21 protein-coding genes are annotated in these 25,764 nt (G+C 66.6%); 13 read left to right on the top strand and 8 right to left on the bottom strand.

Annotated elements, in window-relative coordinates; translation table 11 throughout:
- Positions 1–37: 37 nt before the first annotated feature.
- Positions 38–295 carry a DUF3297 family protein gene (locus BEMPMBAN_RS04495; protein WP_159229192.1) on the top strand — a complete coding sequence of 86 codons (258 nt, stop codon included), beginning with the start codon at positions 38–40 and terminating at the stop codon, positions 293–295.
- 180 nt (positions 296–475) lie between these two features.
- On the top strand, positions 476–2,356 hold the full coding sequence (locus tag BEMPMBAN_RS04500; protein WP_200845874.1) for a metallophosphoesterase family protein: 1,881 nt from the start codon (positions 476–478) through the stop codon (positions 2,354–2,356).
- A 76-nt stretch (positions 2,357–2,432) separates the two neighbouring features.
- On the opposite strand, the gene BEMPMBAN_RS04505 is transcribed toward BEMPMBAN_RS04500, so the two are convergent.
- Positions 2,433–3,932: a hypothetical protein gene (locus BEMPMBAN_RS04505; protein WP_159229194.1), complete on the bottom strand. Its 1,500-nt coding sequence runs from the start codon at positions 3,930–3,932 to the stop codon at positions 2,433–2,435.
- Positions 3,933–4,142: 210 nt separating this feature from the next.
- On the opposite strand from BEMPMBAN_RS04505, the gene BEMPMBAN_RS04510 reads away from it, so the two are divergent.
- The 5 genes from BEMPMBAN_RS04510 to BEMPMBAN_RS04530 all read left to right on the top strand — a co-directional run bounded on the left by BEMPMBAN_RS04510 (position 4,143) and on the right by BEMPMBAN_RS04530 (position 11,703).
- Positions 4,143–5,588, top strand: a complete 1,446-nt coding sequence (locus BEMPMBAN_RS04510; RefSeq protein WP_159229195.1) for a sensor domain-containing protein — start codon at positions 4,143–4,145, stop codon at positions 5,586–5,588.
- Between the two features lie 63 nt (positions 5,589–5,651).
- Positions 5,652–7,961 carry an MMPL family transporter gene (locus tag BEMPMBAN_RS04515; RefSeq protein WP_159229253.1) on the top strand — a complete coding sequence of 770 codons (2,310 nt, stop codon included), beginning with the start codon at positions 5,652–5,654 and terminating at the stop codon, positions 7,959–7,961.
- Between the two features lie 198 nt (positions 7,962–8,159).
- Positions 8,160–9,248: a polyprenyl synthetase family protein gene (locus BEMPMBAN_RS04520; protein ID WP_200845876.1), complete on the top strand. Its 1,089-nt coding sequence runs from the start codon at positions 8,160–8,162 to the stop codon at positions 9,246–9,248.
- On the top strand, positions 9,248–10,756 hold the full coding sequence (crtI, locus tag BEMPMBAN_RS04525) for a phytoene desaturase family protein (protein WP_159229196.1): 1,509 nt from the start codon (positions 9,248–9,250) through the stop codon (positions 10,754–10,756). The genes BEMPMBAN_RS04520 and crtI overlap by 1 nt, the downstream gene beginning before the upstream one ends.
- A complete protein-coding gene (locus BEMPMBAN_RS04530) occupies positions 10,753–11,703 on the top strand; it encodes a phytoene/squalene synthase family protein (protein ID WP_159229197.1) in 951 nt (316 codons plus the stop codon). The genes crtI and BEMPMBAN_RS04530 overlap by 4 nt, the downstream gene beginning before the upstream one ends.
- On the opposite strand, the gene idi is transcribed toward BEMPMBAN_RS04530, so the two are convergent.
- Positions 11,700–12,245, bottom strand: a complete 546-nt coding sequence (gene idi / locus BEMPMBAN_RS04535; protein WP_159229198.1) for an isopentenyl-diphosphate Delta-isomerase — start codon at positions 12,243–12,245, stop codon at positions 11,700–11,702. The genes BEMPMBAN_RS04530 and idi overlap by 4 nt on opposite strands.
- Before the next feature lie 218 nt (positions 12,246–12,463).
- Between idi and BEMPMBAN_RS04540 the strand changes: the two genes are divergently transcribed.
- Complete coding sequence (locus BEMPMBAN_RS04540) at positions 12,464–13,351, top strand: universal stress protein (protein ID WP_159229199.1); 888 nt, start codon at positions 12,464–12,466, stop codon at positions 13,349–13,351.
- Positions 13,348–13,992: a hypothetical protein gene (locus tag BEMPMBAN_RS04545; RefSeq protein ID WP_159229200.1), complete on the top strand. Its 645-nt coding sequence runs from the start codon at positions 13,348–13,350 to the stop codon at positions 13,990–13,992. Before BEMPMBAN_RS04540 ends, BEMPMBAN_RS04545 begins: the two co-directional genes overlap by 4 nt.
- Here BEMPMBAN_RS04545 and BEMPMBAN_RS04550 read toward each other — a convergent pair.
- Together BEMPMBAN_RS04550 and BEMPMBAN_RS04555 are read right to left on the bottom strand one after the other, a co-directional pair.
- The gene (locus BEMPMBAN_RS04550) at positions 13,989–15,122 is read right to left on the bottom strand and encodes an acyl-CoA dehydrogenase family protein (RefSeq protein WP_159229201.1); all 1,134 of its coding nucleotides are present in this window, start codon (positions 15,120–15,122) and stop codon (positions 13,989–13,991) included. The two genes, BEMPMBAN_RS04545 and BEMPMBAN_RS04550, sit on opposite strands and share 4 nt — an antisense overlap.
- Positions 15,123–16,355, bottom strand: a complete 1,233-nt coding sequence (locus tag BEMPMBAN_RS04555) for an acyl-CoA dehydrogenase family protein (protein ID WP_159229202.1) — start codon at positions 16,353–16,355, stop codon at positions 15,123–15,125. It lies immediately after the preceding gene.
- Between the two features lie 402 nt (positions 16,356–16,757).
- Between BEMPMBAN_RS04555 and BEMPMBAN_RS04560 the strand changes: the two genes are divergently transcribed.
- Positions 16,758–17,546 (top strand): FAD-binding protein, encoded by a 789-nt coding sequence (locus BEMPMBAN_RS04560; protein WP_234897288.1) that lies wholly within the window; start codon positions 16,758–16,760, stop codon positions 17,544–17,546.
- Here the strand turns inward: BEMPMBAN_RS04560 and BEMPMBAN_RS04565 are convergent.
- Both BEMPMBAN_RS04565 and BEMPMBAN_RS04570 read right to left on the bottom strand, forming a co-directional pair.
- Entirely contained in the window at positions 17,543–19,387 is a 1,845-nt protein-coding gene (locus BEMPMBAN_RS04565; RefSeq protein WP_159229204.1) for a putative bifunctional diguanylate cyclase/phosphodiesterase, read from the bottom strand. The genes BEMPMBAN_RS04560 and BEMPMBAN_RS04565 overlap by 4 nt on opposite strands.
- A 111-nt stretch (positions 19,388–19,498) precedes the next feature.
- A complete protein-coding gene (locus tag BEMPMBAN_RS04570; protein WP_159229205.1) occupies positions 19,499–20,245 on the bottom strand; it encodes a hypothetical protein in 747 nt (248 codons plus the stop codon).
- Positions 20,246–20,905: 660 nt separating this feature from the next.
- Between BEMPMBAN_RS04570 and BEMPMBAN_RS04575 the strand changes: the two genes are divergently transcribed.
- The 3 genes from BEMPMBAN_RS04575 to BEMPMBAN_RS04585 all read left to right on the top strand — a co-directional run bounded on the left by BEMPMBAN_RS04575 (position 20,906) and on the right by BEMPMBAN_RS04585 (position 23,685).
- Positions 20,906–21,358 carry a MaoC family dehydratase gene (locus BEMPMBAN_RS04575; protein ID WP_159229206.1) on the top strand — a complete coding sequence of 151 codons (453 nt, stop codon included), beginning with the start codon at positions 20,906–20,908 and terminating at the stop codon, positions 21,356–21,358.
- A 96-nt stretch (positions 21,359–21,454) separates the two neighbouring features.
- Positions 21,455–22,795 (top strand): flavin-containing monooxygenase, encoded by a 1,341-nt coding sequence (locus BEMPMBAN_RS04580; protein WP_159229207.1) that lies wholly within the window; start codon positions 21,455–21,457, stop codon positions 22,793–22,795.
- Positions 22,792–23,685 carry an alpha/beta hydrolase gene (locus tag BEMPMBAN_RS04585; protein ID WP_159229208.1) on the top strand — a complete coding sequence of 298 codons (894 nt, stop codon included), beginning with the start codon at positions 22,792–22,794 and terminating at the stop codon, positions 23,683–23,685. The genes BEMPMBAN_RS04580 and BEMPMBAN_RS04585 overlap by 4 nt, the downstream gene beginning before the upstream one ends.
- On the opposite strand, the gene BEMPMBAN_RS04590 is transcribed toward BEMPMBAN_RS04585, so the two are convergent.
- Together BEMPMBAN_RS04590 and BEMPMBAN_RS04595 are read right to left on the bottom strand one after the other, a co-directional pair.
- On the bottom strand, positions 23,679–24,500 hold the full coding sequence (locus tag BEMPMBAN_RS04590) for a mycofactocin-coupled SDR family oxidoreductase (protein WP_159229209.1): 822 nt from the start codon (positions 24,498–24,500) through the stop codon (positions 23,679–23,681). The two genes, BEMPMBAN_RS04585 and BEMPMBAN_RS04590, sit on opposite strands and share 7 nt — an antisense overlap.
- Positions 24,497–25,678 (bottom strand): acyl-CoA dehydrogenase family protein, encoded by a 1,182-nt coding sequence (locus BEMPMBAN_RS04595; protein ID WP_159229210.1) that lies wholly within the window; start codon positions 25,676–25,678, stop codon positions 24,497–24,499. The genes BEMPMBAN_RS04590 and BEMPMBAN_RS04595 overlap by 4 nt, the downstream gene beginning before the upstream one ends.
- Positions 25,679–25,764: the final 86 nt, after the last annotated feature.

Consider the following 25,764-nt stretch of genomic DNA (forward strand, 5'->3'; position numbering starts at 1 on the left):
CAACCCGAGACCGACGCAGCACTCAACGAAAGCCATCATGTCCGAGGACCAGATCTCCAACGTTCCACCGAATCAACTCTCCATTGATCCGAGAAGCCCTGTCTATGACGAAGAGGTGCTCAGCCGGGACGTGGGTATTCGCTTCAACGGCGTCGAGAAAACCAATGTTGTCGAATACAACGTGGCTGAGGGTTGGGTGCGTGTCGAAGTTCCCACCGCCAAGGATCGTCGCGGAAATCCTATGGTCGTCAAGCTCAGCGGCGCGGTCGAGCCCTATTTTCGCCTCGCGAAATAGCGGGTGACGCACCGCGTATCCGCTGCTAGCAGCGGAGGGAGCGATGAGAGGCTCGAAGGTCTCCAGCGCCTCATCGGCGCCTTCTTCCCGAGCGGCTTTCCGGTGTCCTGCGAGTGACAATTCTCTGGCAGTCGGCTTTCCATGCGGCGGGACGCGTCACTCGCAGGGAAGATGGTTCCCGTGCGCCCGCACCCCTCGTCGCTGTCACACGTTGCCCGTGCCGTCATCGTGACCGCATCGGTTGCGGGCTTCATCGGAGGGTGTGACAGAGATCCGGAACCGGCGCCGGCATCGGCTGAGCCGGCCGGCTCGCTGGAGCTGCTCACCGACCCTTTCCTCCAACAGCCCGCCGACGGTGCGATCGAGGTGGCCTGGTTCACCGAGTACGCCGGCGACTCACATCACGTGCTCGTCGGCGGACCAGTCGGCACGATGTCCGAAGCCGAATTGCGTGAGGCGATCGCACGCGGTGACGGACCCGGAATCATGGTGTTCGCAGCGGAATCCGTCCAGCTCTCGCGGGTGGCCGAGGACGGCGACTCGGAGCTGCCCGCCGACCGGAAGCCGGCGACCGGCATCGTCGCGAGGGACGTATTTCGTCACCACGCCAACGTCACCGTGCCGGGAACCGACCGGCAGCCGTACCGTGTCGTCAGCACCCGGGGTGACGGCCTGGCCGGGTCGGGCACCTTCAGTCTTCGCGGGCCACTGGGTTCCGGCGAGCGGGCGGTCATCATGCTGACCTCGGATCATCAGGGGAAAGTCAATACTCCCGCCAACCTCGAGTTGGCGGCGCGGACGATCATCGCGGAGCTCGGGCAGATCGATGCCGTATTCGCACCCGGCGACCTGGTCAACACCCCCGATCGAGCCTCCGAATGGTTCGACGACCAGCGGGGGTCGGCTTTCTTTCCGGGTCTTCAGGGCAACGGCGGGCGCGAGGCGACCGACGGCAAGATCTACCGCGGCGGCGAGGTGATCCAGCACGCGCCGTTCTACCCGGCGATCGGTAACCACGAGGTGCAGGGGCGCAGGGCAGGGCACAATTCGCTCGACGATTCCTTCAACAACGCGGTGCCGCGCGCGGTAGCCGAAGCCGAGTACGAGAAGGTCTCCGATGTCGTCAACCCGAACGGCGATTCGGCAGTCAAAGCCCAATGGATCGAGGATAATTCGTTCTCCACCACCACCTACGAGGAGATCTTCTCGCTTCCCACGTCTGGCCCCGGCGGGCCGCGGTATTACGCCACCACCGTCGGTGACGTGCGTCTGGTGTCCTTGTTCGCCACCCGCATTTGGCGCCCCACGACGGCCGACCGTGATCCTGTCAGCCGCGCCGACACCAGCCGCTACCAGGAAGCACCAGCCGACCTCGCTGATCCGCTGGCCCAGGGCTACGGCGAGTTCATCTTCGAAGACCTCGCCGTCGGTTCGCGGCAGCACGAATGGCTGGTCGAGGAACTGAATTCGGCGGCGTTCAACGACGCCAAGTACACGGTGGTCATGATGCACGAGGGGCCACACGGCCTCGGCGACAACGCGATGCCTCCGTTTGCGCACCCGCAACGGATCGAGGAGCCTGCGGATGGTGCGGCGCTCGGCGGAGTCCGCTACGAATATCCGGCAGCCGAGAACGTCATGGTGCGCGACCTCGAGCCGGTGTTCGAGCAGGCTGGAGTCGACCTGGTCTTCAACGGTCACAGCCACCTGTGGAACAGGTTCGTCTCTCCGGACGGGGTGAACTACCTCGAGGCGTCCAACACCGGCAACAGTTACGGCGCATTCCACCCACTTTCAGGCGAGAGCCGCCCGGTTCCACCCGCTCCGTGGGACCCCGAAAACTATCTGGCGCAAGGGAGTCCCGGCGGGCTTGATCCGGTGGTGCCGACAATCTCTCCGCTTCGTGATGCTGACGGTCGTCCGCTGCCGTACATCGCCGACAACGATGTGGTCGTGTTCCAGGCGTTCGACACCGGTACCGGCATCGTGACGAGTTGGTATGTGGATATGCGCGATCCACAGGCTACGGCGGTCAAGTTCGATGAGTTCAGCCTGCTCTGAAGCGCTGCTGACGACGGTTCGCGCGACGAAACGGCCCCCTCGTTCGGCGAGGGGGCCGCTCGTCGATCAGTCCGGGCTACTTGTCGCTGTCGGACTTGTCACTGCCCGACTTGCTGTCGGACTCGCTGCTGTCGGACTTGGCGCTCCCCGACGTGCTGCTCTCAGACGTGCTGTCGGACTTGCCGTCTGACTTCTTGTCGCCGGACTTGCGGCTGTCCGTCGACGTGTCGTCGTCGGAGTCCGCGGCGTCCGCCGCGTCGTCGGACGCATCCGACTCATCGGCTGCGCTGTCATCGGCTGCGCTGTCATCGCCGGCCTCATCCTCGGCGCCCTCAGCGGCGTCGTCGTCGGCCTCCGCCTCAGTGCTTTCGTCGGCCTCGTCGGCCGGGGTGGCGTCTTCCTCTGTGCCTTCCTCGGATTCCTCCTCGGTCACCTCGTCTTCGGCGGTGACCGGGACCTCTTCACCGGCCGGAACGGTTTCGGCCTCTTCGGCGCCTTCCTCTGTCGATTCGGCACTGACGTTCACCGCCACCAGCTCACCGTCGGCGGCAAGCTCGGTCGACGACACCTGGGGCAGCTCGTCGTTCGTCGTCTCGGTGGACTCGGTCTCCGAATCCTCCTCGGCCGCCGCGGCGAGCGCCGCGGCGATCGTCTTCGGGAGTTGGACGAAGAACGCGTCGATAGGTCCACCCTCGGAGAAGATGCCCGGGAACGTCTCCCACTCCGGGGAGATGCTCGCCTGGTAGCCGTTGAGGAAGGCGTTGAGCACCTTCGCGGGTGCGTTGATCACCTCGCTGACCGCGGTCACCCAGTCGCCTTCGTACAGCGACCCGGAGATGACGTTCATGATGTCTGTCAGCTGGTAGATCGCGGTGAGCGGCGGGCCGAGCAGCGAGTACGCGTAGCCGGTTGTCGTTGTGTCGCCCACGAACAGCGCGTCGAGGACGGTCGCGACGGTCGGCGCGCCGAAGTCGCGCGCGATCTGGCCGGGGATCTCGAACGCGGGCGCCAGCGGCCACGCCGAATAACCCAGGCCGAAGATGCCCCAGCCCGCCACCTTCGCGAACGCCTGGGTGAACTGACCTTGCAGCACGAAGTCCCACGCCTCTTCCAACGCCACCGGCAGTTGCGCGAAGTGGTCGGTCAGGCCCGCGTTCGCTTCCTCGAGACCCGCGCCGATGGTGGCGGCATAGGTGGGCAGGTTGGTGAAGAACTGCTCCAGCCCGGGGAACGGGTTGAAGACCGCTTCGGCGATCTCGGTGTACAGCGACGAATTGGAGATGATCTCCCAGGTCGCGGGCAGGCCGTCGGTGAAGAACTCGTTGCCTCGGGTCCCGACGTTCTCGACGGTGTTGGTGACGGTCTCACCGATCACGCCGATCGGATCGATCCACGCCGCGAGCTCCACAGCCCGGTCCTGCGCGGCAGGCAGTGTCGGCGCCACCGGGTTGATGGCGATGACCGAGGCCCCCGCGATTGCGACGCCGGCAAGCAGCAATCTCTTGTCGCGGGGGGTAGAGGGCGACGGCGCAGACCAGAAACTGCGGTCTGCGTCGGCACGAAGGGCTAATTGCACGGCGAAACTCCTGAATAGTCACAAAGGGACGGGAGGCCACTACGGGCCAACCGGAGGTTAGCGGAGCCTAACCTCACCGACAAGAGCTACCTATCCAGCCTGCCTAACCTTGTTTCGGTCCGCGGGCGGCCCGTCCAACGAAGGGACGGCCCCGCTGTTCGGGGGTCTGCCGCTTGTTAGCCTGGCACCGCAGGCAGCGGATTCAGGGGTGTGGAATCGCATGCCGTCGACGGGGGAGCATGTGCCGAGGTGGCTTCTGGTGAGGACACGATGCGGGGCGCCGCGCTGATGTCGCCAACCCACGTTCGGCACGAGGACCGGGCCCGCGCCGAAGCGGAATACCGTCGGCTACTGGATCGGAGTCCGGCTCCGGTCTGCGTGCACGACGGTCAGGTGGTGGTCTACATCAACCCGGCAGCGATCCGGGTACTCGGGGCGGCATCGGACACACAGATCGTGCAACGCCCCATCGCGGACTTCATCGATCCCGCTTCGTGGGCCGGGGTACGCACCCGTCTTGCCGATCTCCGCGGCGACGGCGACGTCACCGATCCTGCCGAGGTCACGTTGAGGCGGGTCGACGGCACCACCATGGATGCCTGCTCGGTCGCGGCAATGAGGATCAGCGACGGCCGGCCGATGTACGAGGTCATCTTCGACCGAATTCCCTTGGCGGCCCCCGTCATCGACGACCACCGCGGATCTGCGCCGCAGACCGCCGAGCGCCGGCTCCGGGCGGTGCTCGACCTTCTGCACGACGGCGTGGTGATCATGGGAACCGATGGCCGCTTCGAGTTCACCAACGCGGCGGCGCGCCGGATCCTGGGCAGCAATGCCGATGACCTCGTCGGCGTTCACCACAGCACCAGCGGTTTGGACCTGCCACTATTCGACGCCCAAGGCCAGCAGCTCAGCTTCGACGCACATCCGATCAGGTGGATTCAGCGGACCGGGCTGAGCCTCGGTGGGGACATCGTCGGCGTCGATCGTCTCGACGGCAAACGGGTGTGGATCACCGGGCGCGGTTGCCTGATCGATCCGAGCGACCCCCACAATTCGTCGGTGCTGTTCTCCTTCACCGACATCACCGAGCACCACGACGCACGAGAACGCCTACGGCACGACGCCACCCACGACTGGCTCACCGGTCTGCCCAATCGGGTGCACGCGCTCAACCAGGCCGCGACGAGCCTGGTGACGACCGGAGACGATCGACTCTCCGCGGTGCTGTTCATCGATCTCGACAGGTTGAAATCGGTGAACGACAGCCATGGCCATCCCGTCGGTGATGGCGTGCTTCGGGTCGCCGCCCAGCGGATGCAGTCGGTGATGAGGCCGCCCGATCTCGTCGCGCGTATCGGCGGTGACGAGTTCGTCGTGTTGATGATGGGACCCACGAGCAGTGCCGAGGTGGAGGCGCTCGCAGGACGCGTGCACACCGTGCTGTCCGCGGACATCGCCATCGAGACGTTGACTCTGCAGATCGGGGCGAGCATCGGGATCACGACGGTGACCGGCACCGACCGTCGAAGTCTGGCCGAAGTGCTCCGGGACGCCGATACCGCGATGTACCGGGCCAAGGCTCGCGGTCCGGCCAACACCTCCTATTTCGAGCGCGAGCCCCGGGGCGCCGCTGCGACCGATCCAAACGACTGACAGCGCCGAATCCACCACATGGATCCGGCGGCCACCCAGGCGGCCGGCCCAGGGAGGCCGAACGTGCTGCACCGGATCGCGGGGTTGGCCATCGCCGCGCCGCGCCGCGTCCTCGCCGTCACCGCGTTGCTGATGATCCTCGCCGGGTTGTTCGCCCTACCGGTGACCAAGAGCCTCTCGGCCGGCGGGTTCCAGGATCCTGCGGCGGAATCCGCGCGCGCGGCCCAACTGCTGACCGACAAGTTCGGCCGCTCCGACATCCAGTTGATCTTCGTGGTCACCGCCCCCGACGGCGTGCAGGGACGGGCCGCGCGCGCCGCGGGCACCGAGATCGCCCAGCTCCTCGACAACGAGCCACATGCGACCGCGGTGATCTCCGCCTGGACCGCCCCCTCGCCGGCAGCGGGCAACCTGGTGAGCCTCGACGCGAAATCAGGTCTGGTCGTCGCGGGCATCGCCGGTGGCGAACAGCTGGCACCGGCACGGGCTCAGGCGATCACCGACGCGGTCACCGAGTCCGTGCAGCGCCGCCACCCCGACGTGACCGTGCAGGCGGGCGGATCGGCGATGGTGTTCGCGCAGATCAACTCTCAGACCGGCCGCGACGTGCTGCTGATGGAGGCGATCGCGATCCCCATCAGCTTTGTGGTGCTGGTGTGGGTCTTCGGCGGCCTGCTGGCCGCAGCGTTGCCGGTGATGGTCGGAGGGTTGGCGATCGTCGGTTCGTTGGCGATCCTGCGTTTGATCGCCTCGGTCACCGACGTGTCGATTTTCGCCCTGAACCTGGCTACCGCCCTGGGCCTGGCGCTGGCCATCGACTACACGTTGCTGATCGTCAGCCGCTACCGCGACGAGATGGCCGCGGGCGCACACCGGGAGCAGGCGCTGGTCCAGACGATGCTCACCGCGGGACGCACCGTGGTGTTCTCGGCGACGACGGTGGCGCTGTCGTTGGCCGCGATGGTTCTGTTCCCGATGTATTTCCTCAAGTCGTTCGCCTACGCCGGCATCGCGACGGTGGCGCTGTGCGCGGTGGCCGCCCTGGTCGTCACGCCGGCGGTGATCGTGTTGCTCGGTGCCCGTCTGGACACGTGGGACGTACGCCGGGGCATTCGACGGCTCCGCGGCCGCGGCGAACCGGCGCCCATCCCGGTGCGGCAGCGTTTCTGGTACCGGTGGACGGTCTCGGTGATGCGGCGTGCGTTGCCCGTCGGCCTGGCCGGTTCCGCGGTACTGATCGTCGCGGGACTGCCATTCCTGGGGATCACCTGGGGCTTTCCCGACGATCGGGTGCTGCCGCAGTCGGCGTCGGCCCACCAGGTCGGTGATCGTATTCGCGAGGGCTTCACCGACGACTCGGCGACCGCGGTGACCATCGTGATACCGGATGCCGCGGGCGTGGCCCCACTGGAGATCGAGCAGTACGCCGCGCGGTTGTCGACCGTGGTCGATGTCGGCGCGGTCAGCGCCCCCACCGGGAGTTTCGTCGACGGGACCAAGATCGGCGCACCGGTGGCTGCCGCAGGGAATGCCGACGGCAGCGCCTTCCTGACTGTGACCAGTGAGGCGCCGCTGTTCTCGGCGGCATCGGAGGCTCAGCTGGACCGTCTGCACGAGGTCGCCACGCCCGGCGGTCGCCTCGTCGAGTTCACCGGCATGGCGCAGGTCAACCGCGACAGCGTCGCGGCGATCACATCTCGGGTGCCGGTGGTGCTGGCTGTGATCGCCCTGGTCACCTTCGCGCTGCTTTTCCTGCTCACCGGCAGCCTCCTGTTGCCGTTCAAAGCGCTTGTAATGAACGTGCTTTCGCTGACCGCAGCCTTCGGCGCGTTGGTGTGGATCTTTCAGGAGGGCCACCTCGGCGCCTTCGGGACGACACCCACCGGCACGTTGGTCGCCACGATGCCCATTCTGTTGTTCTGCATCGCGTTCGGTCTGTCGATGGACTACGAGGTCTTCCTGATCGCCAGGATTCGGGAGTACTGGCTGGCAAGCGGGCGCACCCTGGCCGACAACCACGAGAGCGTGGCGCTAGGCCTGGCGCACACCGGGCGGGTCATCACGGCGGCCGCTCTGGTCATGTCCATCTCCTTCGCCGCTCTGATCGCCTCACAGGTGTCGTTCATGCGGATGTTCGGGGTGGGTCTGACGCTGGCGATCCTGGTCGACGCCACCCTGGTCCGGCTGGTGCTGGTGCCGGCCTTCATGCGAGTCATGGGGCGCTGGAACTGGTGGGCACCGGAACCGCTGGCCCGCCTGCACCGCAGGATCGCGATCAGCGAGTTGGTGCCGCGCGCCAAAGTCGCAGCTCACGGCCCTGGCGAAAACTTTCCTGCTCGTCAACCCAACCAAAGCCCACCCGGCGCCGAATGACCTACGGGCCCCGGGTCCGCAATGCTGCGGACACGGGGTGACCGACAAGAAGCCGGACTGAGTGTGATTGGGGAACGCTGAGTTGCCGAACGTGCGAGATCAACATCGTCGAGGTGTCTGCCCGGGCTCGTGCGGGAGGGCGCGGTGTTGAGCGGCGGTGAGGGCGGGACCCGTGCGCTGGTCCCGTCGCACCGGCACATCCGCGGACGCCGTGGGCGAATCGGTACACCGGTACCGATTCGCTGGCGCGATGACATTCGTGGCGCCGTGCGCTCACACCTCGGTGAGTTCGTGGCCGGACAGTGCCGCGACGACCTCGGTGCGGCCAAGGTCGACGTGGCGGGCGAGATCCTGTCGGGATTCGTCGACGGCGGCAAGTACGTGAGGTCGACGTTCATGTACCTGGGCTGGATGTGTGGCGCGCAGGAGGACGATGCGGCGCTGCGCGCGTCGGCCAGCCTGGAACTCTTCCACGCGTTCGCGCTGATGCAGGACGACGTCATGGACGAATCGACCCTGCGACGGGGGCGGCCCGCCGCCCACGTGATGTTCAGCCGGTGGCACCGTGACCGAGCGTTGACGGGGGCCTCGGCCCGGTTCGGTGAGTCGGCTGCGGTGCTGCTCGGTGACCTGTGCCTGGTGTGGGCGGGCAAGATGCTGCGTGAGAGCGGTATCGGCGCCGATGCCCTCGCGCGGGTGTGGCCCCGATACGACGACATGCGCATCGAACTCGCCATCGGCCAGTTCGCCGACCTGGTCAACGATGCGCACGCCTTCCCGACACTCGACGAGGTCCTCGACGTGCTGCGGCGAAAGTCGGGAAACTACACGGTGCGTCGGCCCCTGGAGATCGGCAGCGCGATGTCCGGTTGCCCGCCCGAGGTCGTCGACGCGCTCGGCGGCTACGGCGCGGCCATCGGTGAGGCCTTCCAACTGCGGGATGACATGCTCGGTGTGTTCGGGTCGCCCACCCTCACCGGCAAGTCGGTGGGCACCGACCTGGCGGCGCAGAAGGCGACCAGCGTCGTCGTCGCCGCCCATCAGCTGGCCGACGCGGGACTCCGGGGGCAACTCGCCGAGCTGATGAGTGCTCGGGAACTGAGCGTTGCGGACACCGAACGATGGCGAACGTTGATCACCGCCAGCGGCGCGGTGCAGTGGATCGAACAGGTCATCGACGAGCGTCTGACCCACGCGCTGGACTGCCTCGGCTCTGTCCAGATTCCCGAAAAGACCCGTGCGGCACTCGAAGACATGGCCGTCCTGTGCACCGAAAGGGCTGCGTGATGCGTAGTTTCGAGGGTAGAACCGATCGAGTTGTTGTTGTCGGCGCCGGATTGTCCGGCTTGTCCGCGGCGCTCTACCTGGCCGGGCGAGGGCGCGATGTCACCGTCGTCGAACGCGACGCGGTTCCCGGTGGCCGAGTGGGGCGCGCCGACATCTCCGGTTACCGCCTGGACACCGGTCCCACGGTGCTGACGATGCCGGACATCATCGACGACGCGATGGCCGCCGTCGGTGAATCACTGACCGACCGTCTCGAGCTGCTGCCGGTACATCCGGCCTACCAGGCGATGTTCGCCGACGGGAACACGCTGGCAGTGCACACCGATCCGGACGCGATGTTCGCCGAGGTCACCCGATTCTCCGGGCCTCGGGAAGCAGACGCCTACATGCGGCTGCGTGCCTGGTTGACCGAGTTGTACCGCACCGAGTTCGACGGGTTCATAGCCGCCAACTTCGACTCACCGCTGTCGCTGGTGACCCCGCAGTTGGCCCGGCTGGCCGCACTGGGCGGATTCCGGCGCTGGGAGAAGGTGATTCGTCGATTCCTGACCGACGAACGACTGCAACGAGTCTTCACCTTCCAGGCGTTGTACGCGGGCGTGCCACCACAGGGTGCCCTGGCGGTGTACGCCGTGATCGCCTACATGGACACCATCGCCGGGGTGTACTTTCCCCGTGGCGGAATGCGTGCGCTGCCGGACGCGATGGCGGCCGCTGCGGCCGATGCGGGGGTCGAATTCGTCTACGATTCATCAGTTTCCGAGCTGGAATGGAGTGGATCACGGGTCAGTGGGGTGCGCACCACCTCGGGCCACCGCGTGCCGGCCGACGCTGTTGTGCTCACCACCGAACTGCCCGACACCTATCGGCTGCTGGGTCGTACGCCGCGCCGGCTGCTCAAACTGCGACCGGCTCCGTCGGCGGTCGTGGCCCACGTCGGTTGTCGTGCGGCCGACGACCGAGTCGGCCACCACAGCATCATCTTCGGCGACGCGTGGCATCAGACGTTCCGAGACATCATCGACGACGGCCGCGTGATGGGGGATCCGTCGCTGCTGGTGACGCGACCCACGGCCAGCGATCCGAGCCTCGCGCCGCCGGGTCGCGATCTGCTCTATGTGCTGGCTCCTGCGCCGAACACCGAGGTGGGACAGGTGGATTGGGACACCACCGAGACGGCGTACGTCGACGAGATGTTGGGAACGGTGACCGCTCGACTGCCCGAACTCGGCGACGACGTCGAGTTGCTGCGCGTGGTGACACCGGCCGACTGGGGCAGACAGGGCATGGCCGCCGGTACTCCCTTCGCGTTGGCGCACACCTTCGCCCAGACCGGGCCGTTCCGTCCGGCGAACACCGTTCGCGGTGTCGACAACGTGGTGTTGGCCGGCTCGTCGACCGTGCCGGGGGTGGGAGTGCCCACCGCGATTCTGTCCGGGCGGCTGGCAGCCGACCGGATCACCGGGGTAGCAACACGTCGTCCGGAACGCGAGGTGTATCAACGATGATCGGATCCGAGCTCGATGCGGCCGGTGTGCGGGACCCCGCACTGCGCGAGGCGTTCCGACGATGCCGGGAGATCAACGCCCGGCACGGCAAGACGTTCTTTCTGGCCACCCGGCTGCTGGCGCCTCGCCAACGACCGGCAGTGCATGCGCTCTACGGGTTCGCCCGGCGCGCCGACGACATCCTCGACGACTTCGACGGTCGGGGCAGCGAGGCGCGTGCCGACGAACTCCAGTCACTGTCCACCCGGCTGTTCAACGCGCTGGTCCAGAACCAACCGTGTGACGACGACCCGACCCTGACTGCGGTGGTGTACACCGCACGCAAGTACGACATCGGCTGGGGCCTGTTCGACGATTTCCTGGCGGCGATGCGGATGGACCTGACCGTCACCGACTATCCGGATCGTGCTGCGCTGGAGCGCTACATGTACGGGTCCGCGGAGGTGATCGGGCTCCAGCTGCTGCCCGTACTCGGCACCTGCGTGCCGCGGGAGGACGCGGCCCCGCACGCGGCGGCGCTCGGAAAGGCCTTCCAGCTGACCAACTTCATCAGGGACGTCGACGAGGATCTGCGGCGGGGCAGGGTCTACCTGCCCGCCGACGAGCTCGCGGCGCACGGCGTCGACCGGGACCTGCTGAACTGGTGCCAGGACAATGGGCGCACCGAGGCCCGGGTGCGGCGGGCCCTGATGGAGCAGCACGCCGCGGCGCGGAAGGTGTATTCCGAGGCCGAGCCGGGTGTCGGCATGCTGGCCCCGGCGTCACGGCCGTGTGTGGCTGCGGCGTTGACGCTGTACTCGGGGATCCTCGAGCGCATCGAGGAGATGGACTTCCAGATCTTCGGTCAACGGGCCACGGTCGGCAACACCCGGCGACTCACCGTCGCCGCCGGCGGCCTCGTCCGGTCCTGGAGTGCCCGATTGCGCCACGGGCGCGGACAGCCTTAGTTCCGCGGGACGACACCTGCGTCATCGAGCAGCGGGACCTGTTCGACCGCCCAGGGGCTCAGTGCCCACGGCAACCGCGCAGCCATACACAATTCGTCCCAGGGCACCCATGCGGAGTCCATGATCTCATCCGGGTCGGCGATCACCGGGCCGACTGTGCGGGCACAGAACACCGGGCAGATCTCGTTCTCCGCGATGCCGCTGGCATCACGGGCCTGATAGCGGAAATCCGGCAGCACGCAGTGCAATCGCGCGATTTCGACACCCAGTTCCTGGCGGGCCCGGCGCACGACGGCGTCGTTCATCGCCTCCTCGGGGCCCGGGTGGCCGCAGAACGAGTTGGTCCAGATCCCCGGGAACGCGCGCTTGTGCAGTGCCCTGCGGGTCAGTAGCACCCTGCCGGTGTCGTCGAACAGATAGCAGGAAAACGCCAGGTGCAGCGGCGTAGCGCGGTGGTGGACCTCCGACTTCGACGCTGTTCCGATGCTGCGGCCGGCATCGTCGAGCAGGACGACGAGCTCCTGACCATCTACCGAGTTCATGGACACCACCGTGAGAGCGCTCGAAGGGACAGGACGGCATTTCGATCAATGCTATTGAACGATTCGTTGCAGGCCCCGGCGAGGATTGGACGGATCCGTCGGAGGGACTTTCGTCCCACGGCAGCGTGGACCCTCGCCTCCTGTGCCCCGGCGCCGTCCGGCGATAGCGTCGAGGTATCGGCGGCATCGCCGCGCCGCTCACGTGAGGAGACACACCGATGTCCACCCAATCAGCACCTCTCGGCATCATCGTCGGCGCCGACGGCTCGGCGGGCTCGCGAGTGGCCATCGACTGGGCCGCGCGCGACGCGGCACTGCGGGGCGTCCCGCTCACGCTGGTGCACGTGCTGCCCGGGGAGGCTGTTCAAGCATGGATCCAGGTTCCCCTGCCGTCGGAGTTTGTAGCGGACGAACAGAGGGCGGCGCGGGAGATCCTCGCCGACGCGGTCGCCGTCGTCGAGGCCGCCACCGCCGGTGGGCAATCGGTCCGCGTCGACCAGAAGATCGTCAACGGTCAGGCCATTCGGACGTTGGCGGACCTCACCAAGGATGCCGAGATGATCGTCGTCGGCAGTCGCGGACTGGGGAAGTGGGAACGCCGGCTGCTCGGATCGGTCAGCACCGGGTTGGTGCAGCACGCGCACTGCCCTGTCGCGGTGATCCACGACGCGGACCCGCTGATACCACATCCTGACCGGGCGCCGGTGGTCGTCGGCATCGACGGCTCGCCGGCCTCCGAGCATGCCACCGCGATCGCGTTCGACGAGGCATCGCGACGGGGTGTCGACCTGGTCGCGGTACACACGTGGAGCGACGCCGGATATGAACTGCCCGGCGTCGGCTGGAGTGAGATCCAGCCCGAGGAGGAGATGGTGCTGGCCGAGCGGCTGGCCGGTTGGCAGGAGCGCTATCCCGACGTCACCGTGCGTCGTGTGGTGCATCGTGACCGGCCCGGGCACCGGCTCCTGGAGGAAGCCGGCCAGGCCCAGCTGCTCGTCGTGGGCAGCCACGGCCGGGGCGGTTTCGCCGGAATGCTTCTCGGTTCGGTGGGTTCACAGGTGGTGCAATCGGCACGGGTACCGGTGATCGTGGCGCGACGGAAATGACTGCGAGGGGTCGTCTTGCCGGCGCGATGGCGTTGCTGGGCTTGGTCATCGGCTATCGCACCCGCGTGCGGCCGTGGATGTACTTCTGGGGGGCGTCGCGGGGGGAGATGGCCCAGGGGCTTCCCGGCGACGAGCTGGTCGACACCGACGGACCACGCACCACCCGTGCGGTCTCGGTCGACGCCGGTCCGGAGGCGATCTGGCCCTGGCTGGCGCAGATCGGCGAGAACCGTGGTGGGTTCTACAGCTACAGCTTTCTCGAACGCGCGGTGGGCGCAGACATCCACAACGCCAACGTCATCCATCCGGAGTGGCAGGACGTCCAGGTCGGCGACACTGTATGGCTGGCTCGCCGCGGCGGCGACAGGGGGAGACAGGTGGTCGCCGCCGCGGTGCCGAAATCCCACCTGGTGCTGATGTCGCCCGACGACTACGAGCGGGTGCAGCGCGGTGACAAAGCTTCGGGCAGTTGGTCTTTCCACCTCCGGCCCGAGGGCCGACGGACCCGGTTGCTGGCCCGCGGCAACGGTGGTTACGGGGGCAACCCGATCTACGACATCGCGCACTTCGTGATGGAGCGGAAGATGCTGCTCGGGATCCGCCACCGCGCGGAGCAGGAGGCCTCGGGTGAGGCGAGTTAGCCGGCAGTGAGTTGCGCGTAGCGGGTGATGTGGTGGTCGGTCGAGCCGAATTCGAACTGCAGCGCCGTGAGCCGCTTGAAATAGTGGCCGATCGCCAGTTCCTCGGTCATCCCCATGCCGCCGTGCAGTTGCACGGCCTGCTGCCCGACGAACTGTGCGGCTCGCCCGACCGTTGCCTTCGCCGCCGAAACAGCCCGCGCCCGTGAGGCATCGTCCGCCTCCAGGTTGAGGATGGCCAGATGCACCGCCGCCGCGGCCTGTTCGACCTCCATGTACATGTCCACCATGCGGTGCTGGAGTACCTGAAAGCTGCCGATGGGCTGGCCGAACTGCTGGCGCTGCTTGCAGTACTCGACGGTGTCGGCCAGCACCTTGCGCATGCACCCGACCGCTTCGGCGCAGATCGCGGCGGCCCCCTGGTCGCGGGCCTGTGAGAGGGACGGCCATGCGCCGCCCTGCTCACCGAGGAGTGCGGCGGCGGGAAGTCGCAGACCGTCCAGCAGGATGTCGGATGCCCGGCGGTCATCGATGGTGCGGTAGTGGTGCAGTTCGATACCCGGCGCGGCGGCGCCGAGGTCCACCGCTAACAGCGAGATGCCGTCGGCGTCGCAGCGCCGCCCGGACGTGCGGGCGGTCACCAGCACATGGCTGGCCAACGGGGTACCGGCCGAGACGATCTTCGTGCCGTGCAGCACCCACTGGTCACCGTCGCGCTCGGCGGTCGTCGACACGTCCTGCCAGTACTCACCCGAAGTCGGCTCGGTGGCGGCCAGAGTGACGATCGAGTCCCCGGCAACAACACCGTCCAACAGGTCGGTGGCCCCGGCGCGGCGCAACAGCCCGGCCGCCACGACGGCGGTGTCGACGTAGGGTTCGATCACCAGGGCGTGCCCGAGCGCTTCGGCGATCAGCATCATCTCCACCGGGCCGCCGCCGATGCCGCCGTGCTCCTCGGGCAGGGTCGCGCCCAGGATGCCGAGCTCGTCGGCGAATGCCCGCCAGATGTCGGGCTGCCAGCCCTTGCCCGTCTTCGCTGCGGACCTGCTCTTCTCCAGGTCATAGCGGGTCGCGAGGAACTTGCTCAGGCCGCCGCGCAGCAGTTCCTGTTCGTCGCTGAGTTTGAAGTCCACTTACAGCCCCAATGCCGCTTTGGCCAGAATGTTGCGCTGAATCTCGTTGCTACCGGCGTATATCGAGCCCGCCCGGTCGTTGAAGTAGCGAAGCGGAGCGACCGCCTGCCAGGCGTCGCCGGTGACGTAATCGCCCGCTGGTGGCTCGAACTCCGCGATCGGACCACCGGGACATGTCGCGTGGGGCTGGTAGACGCGTCCGCGCGGTCCCGCCGCCTCCATCGCGAGGGTGGTGATCGACTGACTGAGCTCGGTGCTGAGCACCTTGAGCATCGAGGACTTCGCGCCTGGGTTGCCGCCCTCGGCCACCACTGCCAGCACCTGGTATTCGAGGATCTCGAGCACTTCGGTCCGAATCCGCACATCGGCGAGCTTGCGGGCAAAGGCGACGTCGTCGAGCAGCCGACCCCCGCTCGGCCCCGGCTGTTCGGCAGCCACCGTGGCGATCTCCTCGGCCATCACCTGCAGTGCGGGGGCGGTGGCGCCGCCGCCGCGCTCGAACTCCAAGAGGTACTTGGCGACTGTCCAACCGTCGTCGATCTGCCCGATCACGTTGGCCTTGGGCACCCTGACCTCGTCGAAGAACACCTGATTCTGCACTTCTTCGCCCGACGTCATCACCAACGGACGGATCTCGATCCCGGGTGAGGACATGTCGATCAGGACGAAGGTGATGCCGCGTTGTTTCTTGTCGGTGCGGGTGGTGCGCACCAAGGCGAACATCCAGTTCGCCTCCCTGGCGTGTGTGGTCCAGATCTTGCTGCCGGTGCAGACCAGATGGTCCCCGTCGTCGCGCGCGGTCATCGACAGCGCCGCCAGGTCGGATCCCGCCTCCGGTTCCGAGTAGCCCTGGCAGAAGAACACCTCTCCGGTCAGGATGCGGGGCAGGAAGTAGTCCTTCTGCTCGTCGCTGCCGAACGTGATGATCGCGTGCGCCACCATCCGGATGCCCATCGGCGACAACGACGGTGCGCCGGCCAACGTCGACTCCCGGCTGAAGATGTAGTGCTGGGTCAGGCTCCAGTCGCACCCGCCGTACGCGACCGGCCAAGCCGGTGCGGCCCACCCGTGTTCGTGCAGGAGCTGCTGCCACTGCATGCTGGCGTCGTGGTCGGCGTAGACGCTGGTCATCAGGCGCCCGGCGCGACGCAGCTCAGGTGTCAACTTGTCATCGAGGAACGCGCGCACCTCATCGCGGAACGCGAGGTCGGCGGGCGACCACTGCAGGTCCATCGAAGTTCCCTTCTCATCACGCCGTCAGGGACAGAGTAAACCTAGTTAGTTAGGTAAGGGGGCGTCGGGTCCGATTCCGGGGAGCGTTCGATTCCCCAGTCGCCCCCGAGTACGTCCGCGCACCGCCCACAATGAATGGGTGAACGCACTCGGCGCGGACGCCACCGGCGCCCATTCGCAGACGCGGCATTCGGGCTGTCGGGAACGGTGCCGCGCGGACAGGAAGCCATTCGATGGTACGTTTCTTCAGTTGCCGTCGGCCGTGATGGCAAATCATCCAGGGGCCACTGAATCGGTCGTGGGGATTGCGTATACGCCACTTTTATTAGCGACAGATAGACACTAAGACGTACCACGAGGCCAATCGATATAGCGGCAATGGCAAATTTAAGGCAAATAACCGTGACATGGGATCTGCAATGGGACGACGAAGTCGACGTCGTGTGTACCGATGCCGGTGTCGCCGGACTGGCCGGCGCGCTCTCGGCGGCCGACGCAGGGGCTGAGGTACTCGTCGCGAAGGTGCAGGCGCCACAGGTGTCCGATGCCGCAGGCGGCCCCCCGGGGTGGTTCACCATCGACAGTGGTGACAGTGAGACCGCAGCATACCTCGCCGAGTTGGCCGGCGACCTCGACCCCGCGGCGCTGTCGCTGCTCGACGACGGGGTGCCGGTCCGGCCCGCGCCGACACCCGCCGCACCGCCGGCGCGCAAGGTTCCCCCGTTCGTCGGTGCCGAATTGCGGGAGTGGACTTCTCGGTGCATCCGCTCGCCGTCGGGCTACCTGTACACGCGCGTCACGGACTGGACCGCCACAGCGATGCTCTCCGCAACCGGCGACGCCGTCGGGATCACCGAGATCGGGTCGATGAGTCCGGGCCCCGGCGACCGTGCCGGGTCGGTGCTCGATTGGCTCGACACAGAAGCCCGCAGCCGGGATGTGGACGTCGAAGTGGTGACCCGATTGGATCGGCTGGTCTTCGAGGACGGCCAGGTCGTCGGGGCCGTGTTCACGACCGCGGACGGCCCATTGGCCGTTCGCGCCCGCCACGGGGTGCTGTTGTGCCGCGCCGGTGTGCCTGCCCGGGGGACGGCACAGCTTCCCGCCGCCGGTGTGATGCGGGTCGCGCTGGTCAGCAAGTCGGCAAGCCGGTTCGGCCGGGTCGAGTTGCTGACCGCGGACCCCGCCTAGAAGTGGATCGGAATCCGGCCTTTGGCCAGCAGCGACTCCATCGCCGCAGCCGCGATCGGGCGTGACAGCAGGAAGCCCTGGGCCCGGTGACACCCGTGCCGAAGCAACGTCAACGCCGCTGCCTCGGTCTCCACGCCCTCGGCGACCAGTTCGAGGCCGAACGCTTCTGCCAGCGCGATGATCGCCCGGACGATCGCGAGATCACCGGGGTTGGAACCCAGCTCACCCACGAAACTCTTGTCGATCTTGAGGGTGTCGACGGGCAGCGACTTCAGATGGCTCAACGCGCTGTATCCGGTCCCGAAGTCGTCGATGGCGACCTGCACTCCGGCGTTCTTCAACCCGGCGAGGGTGATCCTGGTGGTCTCGATGTCCTGCACGACCACGCTCTCGGTGATCTCCAGACACACCGACCCGTGGTCCAGCCCGAACTCGGTCATGATGTCTGCCACCGATTCGACGAAGCCATCGGTGACCAGCTGCACCGGCGACACATTGATCCGCAACACGGTGTTGGTGCCGACACCGCGGGCCCGCCACCCGGCGAACTCGGTGCAGGCTGTGCGCATCACCCAGCGTCCCAGCTCACCGGCGAGATTGATCGATTCCGCGACGCCGATGAACGAATCGGGGGAGAGCAGGCCGCGTGTCGGGTGTTGCCAACGGACCAGTGCTTCGGCAGCGAGGATGTCCCCGGTCCGCATGTCGATCTCGGGCAGGTAGTGCAGAAGCAGTGCGCCGTTCTCAATGACGCTCTGCAGGTGCAGTTCGATGTCGTTGCGGAACTCGTTCTCCATCGACATGTCATCGGTGAAGACCGAGATCTTGTTGCCCCCGGAGCTCTTGGCGGTCAGCACCGCCTGATCGGCCCGTCGGAGCAGATCCGATGTGGTGTCTTGGCCCGGGATCCCAAGCGCGACACCGATGCTCACGGTGCGGGTGAGCATCTCGCCGTCGATGGACACGCGTTCGCGCAGCGTCGACTGGAGCCGGTAGGCGAGTGCTTCTCCGCTGACAGCGTCCATCGGGTGCGCCGGGACCACGACGAACTCGTCGCCGCCCAGCCTGGCGATCAGGTTGGGCCCGTCGGCGCCCCTGCGGAGCCGTTCGGCGAGTACCCGGATGAACCAGTCGCCTGCGGTGTGGCCGAGGTAGTCGTTGATCGCCTTGAGCCGGTCGAGGTCGAAGAACAACGCCGAGACCGGACCGGGACGGCCCTCGGCCAGCCGCTCATCGAGGTGCGCCAGCAGCGCCCGACGGTTGTACAGGCCCGTCAGATCGTCGTGTTCTGCGAGGTAACGCAGCTGCTCCTCGGCCTGGACCCGTGCCTGGACCTGCGCGAACAGCGAGGCGATGGCCTCGAGGGCGTTGAGTTCCTCCTGGCTCCACTCCCTGTCGCCGAACTTGACGAATCCGAGAGCGCCGGTGGTGACCTCACCGGAGACCAGTGGGGCCGCCGCCATCGACGTGGCCGGCACTGCGCGGCCCTCCTCGATCCGACGCTGGTAGTCGCCGGTGGCCGGTTCCGGCCGCAACACCACCGGCTTCTTGGCGTGCTCCGACACGGCGAACACCGGATCGGCATCGGCGAAGAACACCAACCCGAGAGGGTCTGGGTCGGGGGCGTTGGTCCGGATCGGCCATTCGGCGATCAGTCTGGACGCGCGCAGCGCGTGGTCGTTGTAACGCAGGAAGCTGACGTCGACGCCGAGGAACGCGACCAGGTCACCCAGCACCCGTTGGCTCACCTCGACCGATGTCACGGCTGTTGCCGCCATCAACTGGGTGGCCACCGAGGTGACCATCAGGTCGAGGCTGCGGGGCGGAGCGTTCTCAGGCATCGTGCAGTCACAATACGGTTGCTGTGGCGTTGGAGGGCGGATGCCCGCGGCGAGATCGTGAGACGCGGGCGAAAATCACACCCGTCGCTGGGGTGCCACGGTGCTCAGACGTCACAGTGCAGCGTCGCGCCGCAGCGGGTTGTGGTTCGCTCCGGAAATCGCCTGGTCCAACGACAGGATCTCGTTGAAGATCTTCGACACCTGGGCGGGTTCGGCGTGCTTGATGAACGTGCGACGGTCCCACCACATCATCTTGGTGCAGTAGCGCGGGTCCGGATACGGCGTCGCGGGGATCGAGGCCACCACGCCGCCTGACGACCGCCACTTGTCGAGTACATGGGCCGCGGAGGTGGCCATGCAGAACTGCAGGTCCACAGCAGCCATGGCGTGGAACGCAGAGCGCGCCAGCACCCGGGTCACGCCCCTGCTCTTATCGGCATCGTCGGTGACGAACCCCGACTTCATCTCGAGAACTCCGAACGGCACCCGGTCATCGATCATCTTGCGCACTGCCGGTAGCCCGGGCTGCCCGGCCCATTCGACGAGGGCATGGGAGTCTTCGGCGCAGGTCAGCGGGCCCTTTGCCCGGACCCCGCCGATCACCCGCCCGGCTGCGTCGACCGCTGTCCAGAACAGCGTGGTGTCGTGACCGTCACGGATGTCGGCCATCTGCAGAGCAACCTCCACACCGTGCTTGCGATAGCTGCGCTCCGCGCCGTGCAGATACTGCAGCCACAACTCGGGATCGAGCCGTGGCTGGGACATGATCAAGGTGCATTCCGCATCCTCATCCCACCAGCTGTGGCGCCGGTCCAAACGGAAATCGAACTCGGTGGATTCAAGCGGTGAAACTGTCATGGTTCTTTCCCGTCGTAGGGCAGCCGGCGGAACAAAGGGGCGCCGCCTGCTGCCGACTTTCCGTATCCGGCCCTATCCGGCTTCGGAGTAAATAGAGCAAGAGCAAGATCATTATGTCGCTGTACACGGCATTTATTCCAGCTAGCCGGTCAATATTTTCTGCTTTCTGCATTGACGGAGCATTCGGGGGACGCCTGACTAAGCCGAGCACTACTTTTGGCAAGCCGAAATTCATCGGATCCCACGGGTCTTGTTGCGTGGAATTCGTATTTGACGGACCCGATGGCGAGGGGATTTGTCCTTTGACGACGCGCTCTGGATTTTGTGGAGGCATTCGCTGACTCCGCGCCGCGGCCATCGATTATCCGCCACAGCGCACACCACGGACCGCTGTGGAGGACGGTTGCGGCACGGCCCTGGATGATGCTTCGTCAAGCTGACAGGTTCGCTGCTCTGCGTCGGCGCAACCCCGAACGTGACAGCAATACGGCAGCGCGTGCCAGAATTCCTGCTGACGCAACGGGCCGCACACAAAGCCACCTACGTGGTCAAGGTCGGCGCGAATGCACCCGCAGCGCTGTGGCACTGTGAGGAACGAACCATCAATCTCGCCCAATCGAGAGGTCGTTCCCGCGGGCGTCCGGGTCAAAGGAGACAACTGTGAAGAAGTTCAACGGGTTGGCCGAATTCATTGCCGCAGAGGGCGCCCAACTCGGTCCCACGGAGTGGCTCGAGATCACGCAGGAGCGGGTCAATTTGTTCGCTGAGGCCACCGACGACCATCAGTGGATTCATGTGGACCCGGAGCGGGCGGCAGGCGGGCCCTTCGGCGAGACGATCGCGCACGGACTGCTGACGTTGTCGCTCATCCCTCACTTCACCCATCAGCTCTACAGCGTCGACAACGTGGCGATGGCGATCAACTACGGATACAACAAGGTCCGCTTCATCACGCCGGTCAGGGTCGGCGCCAGGCTGCGGGCGCGCGCAGAGATCGCCTCGGTCACCCAACTGGACGGCGCGGTGCAGGCGACGTTGAACACGACCGTCGAGATCGAGGGCTCCGACAAGCCGGCCGCGGTGGCCGAGTCGATCGTGCGCTTCATCGGCTGATCCCCGGCCGTCGCCGAGGCGGAGTTCACGAGCGTCAATGACTGTTGACGTTCGTCAAAAACGCTCGTAGATTCCCTTTCGGCGTGAGGAGTGCCGGTGGATCATGCAGACCCGCATGTCGCGGTGATCGGTTCGGGCATCAGCGGATTGACCGTGGGCAAAATGCTCAAGGACTACGGCGTGCGCTACACGACGTTCGAGATGTCCGACCGCATCGGCGGGAACTGGGCCTTCGGCAACCCGAACGGGCACAGCAGCGCGTACCGCTCGCTGCACATCGACACGTCCAAGCATCGGTTGTCGTTCAAGGACTTCCCGATGCCGGAGCACTTCCCGTCGTTTCCGCACCACTCCCAGGTCAAGGCCTATCTCGACGACTACGCGAGCGCGTTCGGGTTGCTCGGCCAGATCGAGTTCGGCAACGGTGTGGTACACGCGGCCCGGCAACCGCAGGGAGGCTGGCAGATCCGCGACCAGGCCGGCGCGGAGCGGTCATTCGACATGCTGGTGGTGGCCAACGGGCATCACTGGGACCCGCGGATGCCCGAGTTCCCGGGAGTGTTCACCGGCGAGACGATGCACTCCCACCACTACATCGATCCGACCACCCCGCTGGAGTTGAGCGGTAGGCGCATCCTCGTGGTCGGCATCGGCAACAGCGCCGCCGACATCACCGTCGAACTGTCGTCGAAGGCGCTGCGCAATGAGGTCACGTTGTCGACCCGCTCCAGCGCGTGGATCGTGCCGAAATACATCGCGGGACGTCCAGGGGACATGTTCTGGCGGACCTCGCCGCATCTGCCGCTGAGATGGCAACGAAAGGCAGTGCAACTGGTCGCACCGATGCTCGGAACTGATCCGACGATGTACGGCCTGCCCCCCGCCAACCACAAGCTGTTCGAGGCGCACCCCACCCAGTCGGTCGAGCTGCCGTTGCGACTCGGATCAGGCGACGTCACACCCAAGCCGAACGTGTCGCGACTGGACGGACGCACCGTGCATTTCGAGGACGGCACCAGCGACGATTTCGACGTGATCCTCTACGCCACCGGGTACAACATCACCTTCCCGTTCTTCGACCCGGACTTCATCGACGCCCCCGACAACCACATCCGGCTCTACAAGCGGATGTTCAAACCCGGTATCGACGGCCTGGCCTTCATCGGATTCGCCCAGTCGGTGCCGACGCTGTTCCCGTTCGTGGAGTGTCAGTCGCGGCTACTGGCGGCCTACGCCGTCGGCCGTTACGCGCTCCCGACGGTCGACGAGATGGAACGGACGATCGACGCCGATCAGCAGCTGCATGCCGGCCACTGCACCGACCGGCCCCGGCACACTCAGCAGGTGGATTACTTCGTCTACGAACACGATCTGCGCAAGCGCGAGCTCCCTGCCGGGATCAACCGTGCCAGGCTGGCCCGGCAGCTGGTGCGATGACACCGCGCGAGATCTCGTTCGTCAGCGGCGACGCCGCCTGCAGTGCCTGGCATTTCGCGGCCGGTGTCATGCCGGAAAGGCCGGTGGTGGTGATGGCACACGGTTTCGGCGGCACCAAGGACTCCGGGCTGGAGCCGTTCGCGCAACGGTTTGTCGCGGCCGGGGTCGATGTGCTGGCGTTCGACTACCGCGGTTTCGGTGCTTCGGAAGGAACACCGCGGCAATCGCTTTCGGTTCGTCGGCAGATCGACGACTACCACGCTGCGGTCGGGGCGGCCAGGCAGCTCGATGGAGTGGACCCGAACCGGATTGCGCTGTGGGGAGCGTCGTTTTCGGGAGGACATGTGTTACGGGCCGCCGCAGAACGCGCGGACATCTCCGCGGTGATCGCGCTCACGCCGTTGACCAGCGGTGCCGCGGTGAGCCGGTCGGCGATGAGGTCGCGCAATCTGGTGACCTCGTTGCGCTGGACCCTCACCGGAGTCAAGAGCCGGATCGCCGTGGGCAGGGGGAGTGAACCGACGTTGATGCCGCTGGTGTCAGAGACAGGCGGAGTGGGTGCGCTTGCGCTCGACGGGGCATACGAGAGCTACCTGTCCCTGGCGGGTCCGACCTGGCGCAACGAGATCGACTGTGCCATCGGTCTGGAGGTTGTCGGGGTGCGCACCACCGCGGCTGCCAAGAAGTTGAGCTGTCCACTTCTGGTCCAGATTGCCGACTTCGACCAGTACGTACCCGCCGATGCGGTCGCCGCCACCGCCGTGCACGGCAGAGCACAGGTACATCGCTACCCCTGTGACCACTTCGACGTCTGGCCGGGCCACGACTGGTTCGACAAAGCGGTCGGTGATCAGGTGGCGTTCCTGAGCAGGACGCTGCGCGTTCAGTAGTGGGTGGAGCCCTGGTCGATCGAGATCGCGCTCGCCGTGATGAATTTCGACTCGTCACAGGCCAGCCAGCTCACCGTGTCCGCGACATCCTCGGGCTCGACAGCCCAGGTCGGCAGGAACGGCGTCATCATGTGAGACAGCTGCGGGTTGGTCTCCATCGCCGCCGACAGCGCGGTACCCATCTCGCCGGTGGCCATGTCGGTCACCACCGGCCCGGGATGCACGCTGTTCACCCGGATCGAGTGCTTGCCCAGTTCGGCGGCGAACGCACGCGCCATGCCGGTGACCGCGTGCTTGCTGGCGGTGTAGTGGATCATGAAGGGCTGCAGCTTGATTCCTGCGGCTGAGCTGATCAGGATGATGGATCCACCGCGGCCGCCCTCGATGATCTTGTGTGCACCCGCCATCACGGTGTTCCAGGTGCCGGTGACATTGATGTCCATGACGTCGCGGAAATCCGCGGTGCTGATCTGGTCCCACGCCTGGGGTGCGGAGACCCCGGCGTTGGCGACGATGATGTCGAGCCTGCCGAATTCGGACACCCCGGCCTCGACCGCGGCGTTGAGTGCCTCACTGTCACGGGTGTCGACCGCCGATGCGAGGATCCGACCGCCGCGCTCCTCGACGAGTTTCACCGTCTCGGCAAGGTCGTCTTCGGTTGCGGAATCGTAAGGCACACAGGGCGGGAGCGGGCCGGCGATGTCGACGGCGATGACGTCGGCGCCCTCGGTGGCCATCCGTATCGCGTGCGCGCGTCCCTGTCCCCGGGCGGCGCCGGTGATGAACGCCACCCGTCCGTCGAGCCTGCCGCTCATCGCTTCTGCGCCGCTTTGACGAGACCGCCTCCGATGATCAGACGCTGGATCTCGCTGGTGCCCTCGTAGAGGCGCAGCAGTCGGACATCGCGGTAGATCCGCTCCACCGGGACCTCGCGCATATAGCCGCTGCCGCCGTGGATCTGCACCGCGAGGTCGGCTACTTTGCCCACCATCTCGGTGCAGAAGAGCTTCGCGGCCGACGGCGCGATCCGGCGGTCCTCTTCGGTGATCCACTTGCGTGCGGTGTCACGCACCAGTGCCCGGCCGGCCAGCACCCCGGTCTGCTGGTCGGCGATCATCGCCTGTACCAACTGGAATTCACCGATCGCGGTGCCGCCCTGTGTTGCCGTCGCGGCATATGACACCGATTCGTCGAGCGCACGCTGCGCGGTCCCGACCGCCAGCGCCGCGATGTGCACCCGGCCGCGAGCCAGTGACGTCATCGCCGCGCGGTATCCGATGTCCTCGGATCCGCCGACCAGGGCGCTGCCCGGCACGCGTACGTCGCTGAAGTTGACGTCGGCCGTCCAGGCGCCTTCCTGACCCATCTTCTTGTCCTTGGCGCCGACCTCGACGCCCGGCGTCTCGGCGGGTACGAGGAACACCGCGATGCCGGCACCGTTGGCGTCGGCCGGCCTGGTCCTGGCGAACACGACGAACAGGTCGGCGGTCGGGGCGTTGGTGATGTACTGCTTCTGCCCGGTGATGATCCAGGCCGGGTCGTCGTCGGGGGAGCCGTCCCGGACCGCCTTGGTCCGCAACCCTGACGGGTTGGAGCCGGCACCGGGTTCGGTGAGTGCGAACGACGCGACGACGTCGCCGGAGGCGATGCCCTCCAGCCATCTCGACTTCTGCTCGTCGGTGCCGTACCCGACCAGCACCTGTCCGGCGATGCCGTTGTTGGTGCCGAACATCGAGCGCAACGCCAACGACGTGTAGCCCAACTCCATGGCCAGTTCGACATCCTGCGCGAGGTCCAGACCGAGGCCACCCCACTCCTGCGGAATGGCGTATCCGAACAACCCCATCTTCTTGGCTTGCTCGCGCAGGTCGTCGGGGACCCGGTCGTCGGTCAGGATCTCCTGCTCCCGCGGGACGACGGCGGTGCGGACGAAGTGGCGAGTCTGGGCGAGGACCTCTCGGAAATCCTCGTCGCTGACTTCGGCTGTGGTCATCGGCTGCGCTCCCTATCGGATATGCTTCGCAAATATCGTATATCAGATATGAGAAGCGTCGGTCGTGTCCGACAGAGTGAGGATGG

It is taken from the genome of Mycolicibacterium austroafricanum (assembly GCF_902705885.1).
GTDB classification, from domain to species: Bacteria; Actinomycetota; Actinomycetes; order Mycobacteriales; family Mycobacteriaceae; genus Mycobacterium; species Mycobacterium vanbaalenii_A.